The organism is Pelagerythrobacter marinus, from assembly GCF_034375205.1.
Lineage (GTDB): Bacteria > Pseudomonadota > Alphaproteobacteria > Sphingomonadales > Sphingomonadaceae > Pelagerythrobacter > Pelagerythrobacter marinus.
Genome location: NZ_CP139719.1, coordinates 1,695,596 through 1,709,353 on the forward strand (window position 1 = coordinate 1,695,596; position 13,758 = coordinate 1,709,353).

Genomic DNA, 13,758 nt, shown 5'->3' on the forward strand with positions numbered 1-13,758 from the left:
CCAGTATTGCCGCCGCAATGTCGGCGCGCATTCGGCATGTCAGTAGAGGAAAAATCAATTCATGTTTGCCATTATTTGGCGAGGCGCCCTTTTTGCAGGGCTGAGCCTCGCAGTACTGCCCGGTGCGGTGCGTGCACAAGATCGCGCCGTGTTGACGCTCGACGAAGCTCTCGCGCGTGCGGGTGTGGACGAAAGCGCGCAGGTGCAATCAGACAATCCGCGTTTGATCGGGCCGCAGGCCGAAACGGACGCGGCACGCGCGCTTATCGATCAGGCACGGCTTCGGCCAAATCCTGAGCTTGCCTTTGAAGCGGAGAACATCGCAGGAAGCGGTGCCTTTTCAGGGCTGCAAGCAACCGAATATACGTTGTCTTTGAGTCAGCGCCTCGAGCTAGGCGGCAAGCGGGGCGCACGCATTCGCTCGGCCGAGGCCGAGGCGCGCGTGGCAATGCTTTCTGGAGAATTGTCGGTCGCTGAGCTGAGTCGCATGGTGCGCGAACGCTACATCGAGGCGGTCGCTTCAGCTGCGCGACTGGAACTTGCCCGCGACGTAGTCGAACGCAATCGCGAACTCGCGCGTATAGCTGGCCTGCTTGTCGAAGTTGGCCGCGAGCCGCCGCTGCGCTCGCTTCGTGCAGAAGCGGCCCTTGCTGAAGCCGAGGCGGAGTTTGAAGCCGCGCGAGCTTCAGAGATAGCGGCGCGGAGCGCGTTGGTGGCGCTCTGGGGTGAAACGTCCCCTCCCCCGGACGTGCCATCGGCGTTTCCCGGGATCGAACCTCCTGCGATGCTTCTTGCATCGCCTTCTGCTTTGCGTCTCCAAGTTGCGCGTGCCGAACGCGAGGCGGCGGACGCTGCGATCGACAGGGAGCGCTCTTTGGGTGTTCCCGATCCGGCCATCTCCGCCGGTGTCAGGCGGTTCGAGGAAAGCAGGGATCAAGCCTTCCTAGTGGGCGTCTCGATTCCCCTTCCTTTCCGCAATCGCAATCAGGGTAACATCGCCGCTGCCGAGGCCCGCTTCCGCGCGGCCTCCGCACGCGAGGCTGTCGCCCGCGCGGATTTCGAACTCGAAGTAACCCAGGCGCGCGGCCGCTTTCTCGCCGCCGAGGCTCGTGTAGAGACTCTGTCCCAAACCTCCCTGCCTCAAGCGGAAGAAGCCTTGCGCCTCGTCCGGATTGGGTATCGCAACGGCAGGTTCCCGCTGATCGAGGTTCTGGCTGCGGCCGAAGCCCGCGATGCAATCCGAGAAGCCTTGATCCAAGCCCAGGAAGATCGCGGTCGCCTGGCGGCGCAGTTGATCTGGCTTGGCGCCCAATGAGGAAAATACCCATGAACCGTAAGCGTTTGGCTGTACTGATCGGCCTGATCATTCTTGTTTTTGCGGCTGCTGTAATGCTGTGGCCGGACAACGGCGCAGAACCGCACAGCGAAGAGGAAACCGAAGAAAGCGATCTCCCGGAAGGACTGGTCCTACTCGGCGAAGAGCAGATTCGAAGCTCCGAAATCATGGTCGAGACCGTTGGTGAGGGCTCGGCGGTAGAGCTAGTGTTCCCAGCCACAATCGCCGCTAGCCCCACAGGCAGCGCGCGGATCGATGCGCGAGCGGCGGGCGTGGTGCGGAGCGTTCAAAAAACGCTGGGTGATTACGTCCGGCAGGGTGAAACCATTGCGCGTATCGAAAGTGCGGAAGCGGCAGCTTTGGCATCGCAATTGAGCGCGGCGCGCGCGCGCGTCAACGAATTGTCAGCCGCCTATGAGCGCGAACGCCGGCTTTTCGAAGCCAATGTTACGGCGCGGCAGGATCTCGAAGCGGTGCGCGCCAATCTCCAGGTCGCCCAGTCAGAACTGTCCCGCGCGCAGGCAGCGGTTGCGGCAGCGGGCGTGAGTGGCGACGGTCGGTCTTTGGCGGTTACCAGCCCTCTTGCAGGACGGGTAACGGCGGCGCCTATTGTCCTTGGTTCGTTTGTCGATGCGGGAGAGGAACTCTACCAAATCGTGAATCCTAATGCGATGCAGATCGAAGTCGCGCTCCCCTCTGCAGAAGCAAGCCGTATTCAGCCAGGCGATGAAGCCACGCTGGAACTTGCAGAAAACCGCGAGATCGGAGCGCGGGTCCGCTCCGTCACGCCATCGCTCGATCCTGAGAGCCGCAGCGCGACGGCAGTCCTTTCGCTCACGCGGTCCATCCCCGGTCTTCAACCAGGTGCCTTCCTGCAAGCGCGCATCCGGCCTTCGGGCGAGGTCGACACGGGCCGCATGTCGGTGCCCGAAAGCGCGGTGCAGTCACTCGACGGCCAGGAAGTGGTTTTCGTGCGCACTCGCCGCGGCTTCCAGACCCGTCCGGTGGTGACCGGCGCACGTTCCGGAGGCCGCGTGGTGATCGAATCCGGTCTCGAAGCGAACTGGCGGATCGCAACCGAGAATGCCTTCCTGCTCAAAGCCGAACTCGAAAAAGAGGAAGCCGAACATGGACACTGATCGCATGCAGGAAACGGAGCACTCGCACCGCCACGGCCTGATCGGCATGATCCTCGACATGGCCGTGCGTTTTCGCTGGGCCATGGTCGTTTTGACGATCGGTGTCGCCATCTATGGCGTGATGAACCTTCTTCGGCTTCCCATTGACGCCGTACCCGACATTACGAACGTTCAGGTGCAGATCAATACCGAAGCGCCCGCCCTTTCCCCCTCCCAGGTCGAAACGCAGGTAACCTATCCGGTGGAAACCGGTCTTGCCGGGATCGATGGTCTGGAAATGACCCGTTCGATTTCGCGCAACGGGTTCAGCCAGGTTACTGCAATCTTCGAAGAAGGTACTGACATCTATTTCGCGCGGCAGCAGGTCAATGAGCGCCTGACGCCGATCACCGCTTCGCTGCCCGAAGGAGCAGAACCGGTAATGGGACCTATCTCGACCGGTCTGGGCGAAGTGCTCATGTATACGATCGAGTTCGAGCATCCGGGGGGCAAGGAAGCACCGAAGGGCAATGCGGTCGGTTGGCAGTCCGACGGAAGCTTCGTTACCGAACGCGGTGACAGGCTCGATAGCGATGTCGCTAAGGCTGCTTATCTGCGTACCATTCAGGACTGGGTGGTCGCTCCACTCATGCGGTCGGTCGATGGCGTCGCCGGTGTCGATTCCATCGGGGGTTTCCGAAAGCAATATCTCGTACAGCCCGATCCTGCTCGCATGACAGGCTACGGGCTTTCATTCGATGAGGTGATCGAAGCGCTGGAAGCCGCCAACCTTGCCGAAGGCGCGAATTTCGTCGAGCGATCAGGAGAGGCCCTGCTGGCTCGTGTCGATGCACGGCTCGGCAGTGTCGAGGACATCGAGCAAGCAGTCATATCTACACGTGAAGGCGTTCCCATTCGCGTGGGAGATGTCGCAACGGTCAGCATTGGCGGTGATCTCAGAACCGGGGCTGCATCGCTGAATGGCGACGAGGCTGTGGTTGGTACCGTCCTCATGCGGGCAGGAGAAAACAGCCGCACTGTTTCAGCCCAGGCCGCTGAGAGGCTTGATGAAGTCCGCACCTCCCTGCCGCAAGGTGTGGTAGCCGAAATCGTCTACAATCGTTCGTCTCTTGTCGATGCAACGATCGCGACCGTCGAGAAGAATCTCGTCGAGGGTGCGCTGCTGGTCATAGCCATCCTGTTCCTTTTGCTCGGCAACATACGCGCCGCAATTATCGCCGCTCTGGTTATCCCTTTTTCGATGCTGATGGCATCGATCGGCATGAACCGGCTCGGAGTGTCAGGCAATCTGATGAGTCTGGGCGCGCTTGACTTCGGTCTGATCGTCGATGGGGCCGTGATTATCGTCGAGAATAGTGTGGCACGTCTTGCGGCCAGACAGGAGCATGAGGGCCGGCTCCTGACACTTGGCGAACGGCTGACGGAAACGCGGCTTGCCGCGCAGGAGATGATCAAGCCGACTGTCTATGGTCAGGCGATTATCCTTCTGGTGTTCGCACCGTTGCTGACCTTCACCGGAGTCGAGGGCAAGACGTTCTCGCCGATGGCCATCACGGTCATGCTGGCGCTCGCGTCGGCATTCGTACTCTCGCTGACTTTCGTCCCGGCGATGATCGCGATCCTGCTGAACAAAAAACTGACGGAGAAGGAAGTCAAACCGATCCGGATGGCCAAGGAACGCTATGGGCCTCTTGTCCGCAAAGCCATCGCCCGCCCTTGGCCGGTGATCGGGGCCGGTGCCGGCATTTTTGCCGTTGCTGCTCTGGTGTTCAGTTTCCTTGGCAGCGAGTTTACGCCGCAGCTCGACGAGCGCGATATCGCGGTGCAATCATTGCGAATCCCTTCCACATCTCTCGAGCGGTCTCTGGCGATGCAGCGGCGAGTAGAAGATCGATTGGAGGAATTTCCGCAAGTGCAGCTGGTATTCTCACGTACCGGTACTGCGGAAGTGGCCAGCGACCCGATGCCGCCCAACGCCTCCGATGCGTATGTGATCCTGAAGCCGCGCGATGAATGGCCTGACCCGGATCTTTCGAAAGACGATCTGGTGGCAGAAATGGAGAGTGCTCTGGGAGGCCTGGTTGGCAATCTCTATGAGTTCAGCCAACCAATCGAACTTCGCTTCAACGAACTGATCGCTGGCGTGCGCGGCGATGTCGCGGTCAAGATCTACGGCGACGATCTGAGCGCCATGACCTCGGCAGCGAACGGGGTCGCCGGCATCTTGCGCGAGGTCGAGGGAGCTGCGGATGTCAAAGTCCAGCAGGTCACCGGGTTCCCGACGCTTGATATTGCCTTCGATCGTCCAACGATCGCTCGATATGGGCTGAAGGTCGAAGACGTCGCTCAATCCGTCGCAATTGCTTTGGGCGGGCGGCCTGCCGGACTCGTGTTTGAAGGCGATCGAAGGTTCGAGGTCGTCGTTCGGCTTTCGGATGCGACACGCGATGATTTCGATCAGCTTGGTGCATTGCCGGTGCTGCTTCCGAACGGAGCAACCATACCGCTGCGCTCGGTCGCTGAATTCCGGGTTGTGGATGGCCTTGCCGAAGTCCGCCGTGAACAGGGACGCAGGCTGGTGATCGTTTCCTCCAATGTGCGCGAGCGCGATCTTGGATCCTTCGTTGAGGAAGCGAGGGCGAATGTCGAGGCGCAGGTCGAATTGCCCGCTGCAGCCTTTATCGAGTGGGGCGGTCAATACCAGAACCTGCAAGCTGCGCAGGAACGGTTGCAGATCGTTATCCCGATCGCTTTCGCGGTTATTCTCCTGTTGCTCTATATGGCAGTCGGAGGCTGGGTTCCCGCTCTGGCTGTTTTCAGCGCGATCCCGCTCGCCCTCGCTGGCGGCATCTTCTCGCTGGCTCTGCGCGGAATGCCGTTTTCGGTTTCGGCGGCAGTCGGGTTCATCGCCCTCTCGGGCGTGGCGACCCTCAACGGTCTCGTGATGGTGACTGCAATACGCCAGCGTCTGGACAAGGGGATGGCGCTCGATGAGGCCATTGTGGAAGGCGGACTGGCGCGTTTGCGTCCAGTATTGATGACCGCTCTGGTCGCGTCGCTCGGGTTTGTCCCCATGGCGATCGCGACCGGTACCGGAGCGGAGGTTCAACGGCCTCTAGCAACGGTGGTCATTGGCGGTCTGATCACCGCCACTGCGCTCACCTTGTTCGTCCTTCCCGCGATCCTGAAGCTCGTCTTCGCCACCAGAAAGGATGACCGGACGTGGCGTCAACGCTGGTGGGACCGCCTGCGCCGCAACGTCACTCCCGAGGAACGGCAAGAGCTGCAAGAGGTTACGTGAATGGAGAGCATCAATGATTAGTAGCCAGCTCAGAGTGACTCTTGCCGGCGCCCTGATACTTTCAAGTGTTCCAGCATCGGCGCAGGATCAGAGCACGCTTGTTCCGATCGCCGGTGTCTGGAGCCTTGGTGAAACGCGGTCTTGTGATAGCGGACCGGCCTGGGTGTTTTTCGCAGATGGCTATTATGCCGAAGTGCAGCTTCCGGACGGTGCCCCCGCCGCCGTCGGAATTTGGCGAGACGAGGGCGATGCCATCGCTTACACCCACGCGCACATGCCATTCGAAGGTCATGAACGGCCGATGCGGGTTCGTCATCTTACCATCGAAGAGCGCACCGCCGAAAAACTGACAACCCGCAGTTATCGCGGTGTCACGCGCACGTTTCACCGCTGTCCAGCGAATTCTCTGAAAGTGCCGGCAGGTCAGGACGCACATTGACGCTTTCGTTACGCAATATGCGGGCTTCGCTAGTCCCTTTTAGGGTTTCGCGAACCTGCAAGCTTACGGGTCTGCGGCACCGGGAGCGGTCAATTTCCAATGGGAAGCAATAGGCAATGACGCGAACCATCGAACTCGAAGTCTCACCGCTCCTTCCCGACCTCCCGAGCGAAACAGACCATTGCATCGCTCGCTTGCAGTCTTTGCTCAACTCGCGGATCGGCGTGCACGAGGTCACGATATTGCCGGGCGAGAAAAATGCATCCGCTCGACTAGCGATATCATACGATGCCGATCGCCTGACTGTCCCCCGCATCAAGGAGTTGGCCCATGTGGCCGGAGCGGAAATCTCCGAACGCTACGGACACGTTGTCTGGCAAGCCGATGGCATCAATTCCACCCGCCGTGCCCAAACGGTCGCGGACCTGCTGGCGAGCAAACCCGGTATCCTCGAAGCAAATGCTGATGCGAGCGGGAGGTTCGTTGCCGAATACGACCGTCAGCTAACCGATGAGCCTACGATTGCTGGCGAGCTCAAGAACCTCGGCGTGTCGGTTCTGGCGGGCGATGTCGTCAGGAACGCCGAGCACTCCTCCAAAGACCATAGTCACGATGATGAAGATCATGCCGGACACAGTCATGGCGGAATCTTCGGCGCGAACACCGAACTCTATTTCTCGCTCGCCTCGGGCGCATTTCTCGCGACCGGGTTCGGGATTGAGAAACTATGGTCTGGGCATCCCGGATGGCTGCCATTCGCATGCTATCTCGCGGCGTATTTCTTTGGCGGATTCTTTACCGTCCGAGAGGCGTGGGACAATTTGCGCCTGCGCCGGTTTGAAATCGACAGCCTCATGCTTGTCGCCGCTGCAGGCGCCGCCTTTCTCGGGGAATGGGCCGAAGGCGCGCTATTGCTGTTTCTGTTCAGTTTCGGCCACGCGCTCGAACACTACGCGATGGGGCGCGCTAAGAGGGCGATCGAGGCGCTCGCCGAGCTCGCGCCGGAAACGGCACGAGTAAAACGTGGGGATGACGTCGTTGAGGTTCCGGTCGAGGAGCTGGCGCTAGGCGACGTGGTAATCGTGCGTCCGAACGAACGCCTTCCGGCTGACGGTTTCATCCTGGACGGCGTCAGTGCCATCAATCAGGCTCCGGTGACCGGTGAAAGCGTGCCGGTCGACAAGAGCGCGGTTTCGAATGTCGCTTCTGCGCGCGCAAATCCTGACAATCTTGCGGATGACAATCGCGTCTTTGCGGGGACGATCAACGGATCGGGCGCGCTCGAAGTGGAAGTGACCCGGCGATCGAGCGATACGACCCTCGCCAAGGTCGTCCAAATGGTGAGCGAAGCCGAGGCTCAGCAATCTCCTACCCAGCGTTTCACGCAGCGCTTTGAGCGAATTTTTGTGCCCGCCGTGCTCGCTCTGGCCGGCCTGCTCCTTTTCGCCTGGGTTGTCATCGACGAGCCGTTCCGCGACAGTTTTTACCGGGCGATGGCGGTGCTTGTGGCTGCCAGCCCCTGCGCTTTGGCGATCGCGACCCCGAGCGCGGTCTTGTCCGGAGTGGCCAGAGCAGCACGCAGCGGCATTCTGGTAAAGGGCGGCGCGCCGCTCGAGGATCTCGGTGCGCTCAAAGCCATCGCTTTCGACAAGACCGGTACGCTTACAAAAGGTGAGCCCCGGATTACCGATGTTGTGGCAGCGCCCGGCGTGGCGGAACGAGAGTTGCTTGCGATTGCGTCCGCCGCCGAAAGCCTGAGCGATCATCCTCTGGCACAGGCGATCGTCAAGGATGGCCGCGAGCAGCTCGGCGATGAGACACTGCCCAAAGCGCGCGATCTTGAAAGCTTCACAGGCAAGGGCATCACCGCAATTGTTGGCGGTGAGCGGGTGTGGATCGGCAAGCTCGAGATGTTTGGCCAAGACGGCGTTCCTTCGCTCAGTGAGGGCCTGTCGGGAGAAATCGAGGCCATGCGCGAGCGCGGGCGGACAACAATGGGCGTTCGCTCGGAAACGCGCGATCTTGGAGCGATCGGTTTGCTCGACACGCCGCGGGCGGCAGCAAAGGCGACGCTCGAAGCTTTACGCGGCCTCGGGATCACCCGAATGATCATGATCTCGGGTGACGATCAAAGAGTGGCCGATGCGGTTGGAAAGGATGTCGGCCTCGACGAGGCCTGGGGCAATCTCATGCCCGACGACAAGGTCGAGGCCATCCGCAAGCTTGCCGGTCAGGACAAGGTTGCGATGGTCGGAGACGGGGTCAACGATGCTCCGGCTATGGCGAATGCCACCGTCGGGATTGCAATGGGTGCCGCAGGCTCGGATGTCGCGCTGGAGACAGCCGATGTCGCCCTTATGGCAGATGATCTTGCCCGGCTGCCTTTCGCCGTCGATCTGAGCCGGCAGACCCGCTCGATCATCCGGCAGAACATGATCGTCAGTCTCGGAATTGTCGCTGTGCTTATCCCGGCGACCATTTTCGGTCTCGGGATAGGCCCCGCTGTCGCGGTTCACGAAGGTTCGACATTGATCGTGGTCGCCAACGCGCTCCGGCTTCTGGCGTATAAAGAGAAGAGCGGTGCAAAGGCGATAATGGAGACGCAAGCATGAGCGGCGATGATAACTTCAATCTGGATACGTCTGACAAGCGCCGCACATTATGGATCGTCTTATGGCTTAACGTCGCGATTGCGGTCGGGTTTTTCGTCATGGGCTACTTTGGCGACTCGAATGCGCTGCTGGCCAACGGACTCGACAATTCGTCGGACGCGCTTGTCTACGCTCTCAGTCTCCTTGCGCTGAGTCGACCGCGCTCTTGGAAGCGAGGCGCAGCGCGCTTTTCTGGCGTCATGCTTTTGATCTTTGCCGGCGGAGTGATTGCTGATGCCGTTAGGCGGTTTGTTGAAGGTTCTGAGCCGGGTGGCATCCTGATGATCGCGATGGCTGCCGTCGCGGGCATAGTGAACCTCTATTGCCTTCGCCTGTTGCAAAAGATGCAGAACAAGGACGTCAACATGCGGGCCGCCACCACATTCAGCTTCAATGACTTCATTTCGAACGGCGGGATTATCATCGCTGGCGTCATCGTTATGATCACAGGCGCGAACTGGCCGGACCTTGTGGTCGGCGTCGCTGTGGCTGGCATAGCTCTTTACGGCGGGATCGATATCCTGCGCGACGCGCACAGTGACAAGCACGACGAGGCGGGAACGGTTCATGGCGAAACACGGGAATGAGCCTCGTCCACGAGATATTTGCAACTGAGGATTTGTCGGCGATCCTGACCTTGGCGATGCTGGCAAGCCTCGGCCTGGGTGCTGGCGTTGTCTGGGAAGAAAAGCACGGGCCTACCCCGAACGGAAATGGGTTCGCGGCGGCCGTCCACTCTGGCGCCCTTGCCGCACTTGCGCTTGTTTTGACCGGTCCTGCAGTTGGACAAGCAAGGGGTGACTTCATAGACGCAGCCCTGCTCCCCGCTGGCGGGACTCTCTATCTTCTGGCGGTGCTGATCGGAGGCTGGGCTTCGCATCGCGACTCAGTTGGAACCCTGTCCGACGCCGTGGGAAGACGCGGGCCGAAGATGACCATTGCGCTTCAAGGCGGTATTGCGCTGGGGTTTGGTGGCATCGCTCTGGGTGCAGCAGCAGCCGTGTCTGTCTTCGCCGGTTTCGCAGCAACACTAGGGGTTGGAATCACCTTTTTCCTGGTGGGGCGAAAGACAACAGCCGGATTTCGCGACAGCGCGATGAAACGCATGGATCGTCTGGCGATCCATGTTTTTCTGTCACTCGCCTTTGTTGCCGCAGCGGTAGCCGGGTTTTGGCTTCTCCACGGCATGAGCGAAACAGCCGACGCGCGGTTGGCAATTCTACTCGCAGGATACTTTCTTATCTGGTCGGTTCATTTTTTGCTGCAAATCCCGGGCAGACTGGGAGGTTTGAATTTGGCAGCACTCGCGGCCTTCATCTCCGGGCTTGCGATGTTCGGAATGATTGCAGTCGGATTTAACGCCGCGATCGGAGCAATCGATAATTCCGATGCGATCCTTCAGCATCCGGATACCGCCGGCAACGAAATCGTAAATAGCGGAGAGAAGTGATGGCGCACTCGCACGATCATGCTGGCCACAGTCACGGCGAGGAAAACCTTAGCGATCGTCAGCTGATCCTCGCGGTCGCGATCAATGTCCTCCTGACCCTTGCCCAGATCGTCGGCGGCATCCTTTCGGGGTCACTGGCGCTTATCGCGGATGCATTGCACAACTTCAGCGATGCGGCCTCTCTTGGTCTTGCATGGTTTGCGCGGCGCATAGGCCGGCGGCCGGCGGACAAGCTGATGACCTTCGGCTACGCCCAGGGAGAAGTCGTCGCCGCGCTCATCAATCTGACGACCTTGCTGATCATCGGATTCTATCTGATCGTTGAGGCGATCAACCGTTTCGCCGCGCCGCAGCCGGTCGAAGGCTGGACCGTGATCTGGGTTGCCGGGATCGCACTTGTCATCGATCTCGTCACCGCATTCATTGTCTATCGCGGCGCGCATGACAGCATTAACATGAAGGCTGCCTTCCTGCATAATGTTTCGGACGCGCTGGCCTCGATCGGTGTGATCGTCGCCGGAGTGCTAATCATTCTATACGATCTCGTCGTCGCCGATCTCATCATCACTCTCATCATCGCGGCCTATGTCATCTGGCAGGGCGCGACGCTCCTACCGCGAACCGTTCGTCTGCTGATGGGAGCAGTGCCGGACGAGGTGGAATTTGATCAGATGGTTGAAAACCTGCGCGCGCTTGGCGGCGTGCAGGATATTCACCACGTCCATGTCTGGAATCTGGGAGAACATCACCGGGCGCTCGAAGCCCATCTCACTCTTGTTGATTACTCCCAAACAGCATTCGAGGGAGTCAAGCGACGCGCGCGGGCGATGCTGGAAAAGGATTTCGGCATCGCACATGCCACTTTCGAGCCCTGCCTCGCTACGGACTGCGATGATGCGCTGATCCCTGCCCACCCGGCACCCAACAACGGGAAAGACACGGCCGGTGATTAAGCTTTCGCTGGCCTGTTCCTGCCCGACCGTTCGCAGACCCTGAGCCCTCATCGCGCGCCGGTCACGGACGGTATTGCAGTCCGGAACCGATGCACCGCGAGCCGCCCTAACCCGATATGGGCATAAAAGCCTACTACTGCTATTGCGAATACGTCTCAATAGTAGTAGTAGGCTGGTAAATGTCTCGAAAGGATTCTTCACATGTATCGCGCTACCGCCTCGCTCATAGCAATTGCACTGGCCGCCCCTGCTTACGCCAATGAAAAAGACCCGACCGATGAGCGGCAATCGCAGGACGGGATAGCAAACCCAAGCGAATCGATTATCGTGATTGGCGGTCGCATCGATGCGTATGAAGTGGCCGGTGCGGCGGACCTAATCGATGGCGAGGAACTGAGCGAATTCGAGCATGGTGACGTCAACCGTGTCCTGCGCCAGGTGCCGGGGGTCAACATTCAGGAAGAGGACAGTTTCGGGCTATTCCCGAATATTGGCTTGCGCGGCGCGCCGGTCGAACGGTCGAGCAACATCACCTTGATGGAAGATGGCGTTCTTATTGCCCCTGCCCCCTACGCCGCTCCGGCCGCGTATTACTTCCCTGCGATCGGTCGAATGGATGCAGTCGAAGTGATCAAGGGCGCGGGCTCGGTACGCTATGGTCCTCGCACGATCGGCGGGGCCATCAATTTCCGATCGACTCCGATACCGACCGAGAGCCTTGCTGGCGAAGCCTCCGGACAGCTTGGTTCTCGCGGCTATTATCAAGGTCATGGCTGGATTGGCGCTAGCGCCGGCAATTTCGGGGCGCTGGTGGAAAGCTATCAGCAAGGCAGTGACGGGTTCAAGACGATAGATGGGCTTCCCGGCGCTGAGACCGGTTTTCAACGTCAGGACTATCGCGCCCGCTTCGCCGTCCACACCAGCCCAGATTCGCCGGTCGATGCGCGCCTCGAGTTCGCCTATGGTCGATCAGAACTTGAGGCGAACGAAACCTATTTGGGCCTCGCCGACGCGGATTTCGCGAGCGATCCGTACCGGCGCTATTCGGCCAGCCAACGCGACGTTTTCACGGGCGAGCACGATCAATATCGGCTCACCGGCACCCTCCGGTTGCCCGACGACACGCAGTTCGCGGTTACCCTATATCGCAACGATTTCACACGAAGTTGGTCGAAGCTACAGGACATCGATTTCGATGGTGATGGCAGCTTTGATGCCATCCAACCCGTTTTCGATGCTCCCTCCTCAAACGAGAGAGGCCTCGCAATCCTGCGAGGCGCAGACAGCGCTGAAGGTGCCCTTCGCATTCGCAACAACAACCGCGTCTATCGGAGCGAAGGCGTCCAGCTTTCGTTCGAAAGACCTTTCGAGACCGGCGAGGTCAGGCACAACCTGGCTGCGTCGCTCCGGTATCACGAGGATGAAGAAGACCGGTTGCAGAATGAGGAATTCTATACGCAAACGGATGGAGATCTCGTTTTCGTCCGGCAGACGGCTCCGGGCGCTCAAGCCAATCGCGAGGCGAAGGCGAAGGCGATCGCTTTCTATCTGGAGGACCGGATCGAGATCGGCGGGCTTACTCTGACACCCGGCATTCGGTACGAAGGCATCGACCTTACCCGACTGGACTATGATCGAGCCGACCCCGCTCGTCTCGATGGACCTTCGCGCATACGTAAGACCAACATTGACGAATGGCTTCCCGCACTCGGTGCAACCTATGCACTGGGAGACGTGCTGTTGATTGCAGGCGCTTCGCGCGGTTTTTCTCCCCCCGGGCCAGGAAATCCGGAGGCGCGAGCCGAGAAAAGCTGGAACTATGAATTTGGTGGGCGTTTTCGGAATGGCGCCATTCAAGCTTCCGCGATTGCGTTTTATTCCGACTATTCCAATCTGCTCGGAAACTGCACACAATCCGTGGGGTGTAGCGTCGGGGATATTGGCGACCAGTTCAATGCTGGGGCCGTCTCCGTAAAGGGGTTGGAGCTGGCAGCTTCGACGGAGCATCAAGTGGGTAGGGAAATTTCAATTCCCTTCTCGGTGGTTTACACGCTCACCGACGCGCAATTCGAAAGCAGTTTCGAGAGTGCGTTCTTCGGTTCCGTGTCCCAGGGCGACGCACTCCCCTACATCGCTCGCCACCAATTCTATGCCGAAACGGGGCTCGCATTTGGACCGGCATCCTTGCTCGTGAGCGCCAATTACACATCGCAAGTACGCACCGAAGCAGGTAGCGGGGATATTTCGCCCGATGAGCGTATTGACGAAAGGATTGTCTTTGATCTCGCCGGCCGGTTTGCGCTGACGGAAGGTCTCTCTTTGTTTGCCAGAGTGGATAATCTGTTCGACAATGCTTATGCTGTAGCGCGTCGGCCTTCGGGTTTGAGACCGGGGGCTCCCCGGCGCTTCGTAGCAGGCGCTAGCGTGCGCTTCTGAGTATCTACGCCGGCCGATGATCGCGCAATCTTGTAGGAGGCGGGAGCGCCAGT

The 13,758-nt window shown here is 59.8% G+C and carries 9 protein-coding genes; all 9 read left to right on the forward strand.

The annotated features are described in order from the left end of the window. Positions 1-61: 61 nt before the first annotated feature. The 9 genes from T8T98_RS08130 (at position 62) to T8T98_RS08170 (ending at position 13,705) form a co-directional block, all read left to right on the forward strand. Positions 62-1,315 carry a TolC family protein gene (locus tag T8T98_RS08130; RefSeq protein ID WP_219148250.1) on the forward strand — a complete coding sequence of 418 codons (1,254 nt, stop codon included), beginning with the start codon at positions 62-64 and terminating at the stop codon, positions 1,313-1,315. 11 nt (positions 1,316-1,326) lie between these two features. Continuing rightward, positions 1,327-2,475, forward strand: coding sequence for an efflux RND transporter periplasmic adaptor subunit (locus T8T98_RS08135; RefSeq protein ID WP_219148248.1), 1,149 nt, complete (start codon positions 1,327-1,329; stop codon positions 2,473-2,475). Positions 2,476-2,512: 37 nt separating this feature from the next. Further along, entirely contained in the window at positions 2,513-5,776 is a 3,264-nt protein-coding gene (locus tag T8T98_RS08140; protein ID WP_219149915.1) for an efflux RND transporter permease subunit, read from the forward strand. A gap of 13 nt (positions 5,777-5,789) precedes the next feature. Then, positions 5,790-6,215 carry a hypothetical protein gene (locus tag T8T98_RS08145; protein WP_224801004.1) on the forward strand — a complete coding sequence of 142 codons (426 nt, stop codon included), beginning with the start codon at positions 5,790-5,792 and terminating at the stop codon, positions 6,213-6,215. 116 nt (positions 6,216-6,331) lie between these two features. After that, positions 6,332-8,827: a heavy metal translocating P-type ATPase gene (locus tag T8T98_RS08150; protein ID WP_224801003.1), complete on the forward strand. Its 2,496-nt coding sequence runs from the start codon at positions 6,332-6,334 to the stop codon at positions 8,825-8,827. Further along, entirely contained in the window at positions 8,824-9,453 is a 630-nt protein-coding gene (locus T8T98_RS08155) for a cation transporter (RefSeq protein ID WP_224801002.1), read from the forward strand. Before T8T98_RS08150 ends, T8T98_RS08155 begins: the two co-directional genes overlap by 4 nt. Next, positions 9,450-10,316 (forward strand): hypothetical protein, encoded by an 867-nt coding sequence (locus T8T98_RS08160; protein WP_224801001.1) that lies wholly within the window; start codon positions 9,450-9,452, stop codon positions 10,314-10,316. The genes T8T98_RS08155 and T8T98_RS08160 overlap by 4 nt, the downstream gene beginning before the upstream one ends. After that, on the forward strand, positions 10,316-11,269 hold the full coding sequence (locus T8T98_RS08165) for a cation diffusion facilitator family transporter (RefSeq protein WP_224801000.1): 954 nt from the start codon (positions 10,316-10,318) through the stop codon (positions 11,267-11,269). Before T8T98_RS08160 ends, T8T98_RS08165 begins: the two co-directional genes overlap by 1 nt. Before the next feature lie 201 nt (positions 11,270-11,470). Beyond that, positions 11,471-13,705, forward strand: a complete 2,235-nt coding sequence (locus T8T98_RS08170) for a TonB-dependent receptor family protein (protein WP_224800999.1) — start codon at positions 11,471-11,473, stop codon at positions 13,703-13,705. Positions 13,706-13,758 lie beyond the last annotated feature (53 nt).